General features: G+C 48.8%; 1 pseudogene. It reads right to left on the reverse strand.

Going from position 1 to position 717, the window contains the following annotated elements:
• A pseudogene (locus tag HMPREF2661_RS00865) lies at positions 1-717 on the reverse strand (hypothetical protein); the annotation flags it as partial.

Here is a 717-nt window from a genome sequence, read left to right on the forward strand (position 1 = left end):
TACCGTCTTTGATGGTTACAGTGTGGGTACCGTTACCGTTATCTTTAACGTCAGCTTCAGCGTTCTTACCGTCGGCACCGGTTGCACCAGTTGCGCCGGTATCACCTTTAGCACCAGTTGCACCGTCTTTAACGATGGTAGTAGTGGTATTACCGTTACCGTCTTTGATGGTTACAGTGTGGGTACCGTCGCCGTTGTCTTTAACTTCGGCTTCAGCGTTCTTACCGTCGGCACCAGTGTCACCTTTGGCACCAGTTGCACCGTCTTTAACAACAGTAGTAGTAGTGTTACCGTTACCGTCTTTGATGGTTACAGTATGAGTACCGTCGCCGTTGTCTTTAACTTCGGCTTCAGCGTTCTTACCGTCGGCACCGGTTGCACCAGTTGCGCCGGTATCACCTTTGGCACCAGTTGCACCGTCTTTAACGATGGTAGTAGTGGTATTACCGTTACCGTCTTTGATGGTTACAGTGTGAGTACCGTCGCCGTTGTCTTTAACTTCGGCTTCAGCGTTCTTACCGTCTTTAACGATAGTGGTAGTAGTTTTACCATCACCGTCAACGATGGTCACTGTATGAGTACCGTCGCCATTGTCTTTAACATCAGCTTTGGCATTCTTACCATCGGCACCAGTTGCACCGTCTTTAACGATGGTGGTAGTAGTGTTACCGTTACCGTCTTTAATGGTTACAGTATGAGTACCGTCGCCGTTGTCTT

This window comes from Neisseria sp. HMSC061B04 (assembly GCF_001836705.1).
GTDB lineage: Bacteria > Pseudomonadota > Gammaproteobacteria > Burkholderiales > Neisseriaceae > Neisseria.